Genomic DNA, 253 nt, shown 5'->3' on the forward strand with positions numbered 1-253 from the left:
GCCATTACCTGTAATTGCGCAATGTGATGAAGAGCACATAAATCAGTTGCTTAGAAACGTATTAGGTCATGCACTTAAATTTAGCGAGCCCAAAAGTAAAATACGGGTAAATTTAGAGTCAGATAATAAGCTTGCTACTATAGAGGTTACCGATAATGGGGTCGGGATACCAGAAGATGAGCTGGAACATATTTTTACTAAGTTTGTACAAAGCAGCAAAACAAATAGCGGTGCCGGTGGTACCGGATTGGGC

General features: G+C 40.7%; 1 protein-coding gene. It reads left to right on the forward strand.

The genetic code is table 11. From position 1 onward, the window contains the following. Nucleotides 1–253 (forward strand): sensor histidine kinase (locus AAEY57_RS20545; protein WP_350608730.1); only part of this gene is annotated, 253 nt, incomplete at both ends.

Origin of the sequence: Pseudoalteromonas sp. MER144-MNA-CIBAN-0113 (assembly GCF_040308965.1) — a bacterium.
Taxonomy (GTDB): Bacteria; Pseudomonadota; Gammaproteobacteria; order Enterobacterales; family Alteromonadaceae; genus Pseudoalteromonas; species Pseudoalteromonas tetraodonis.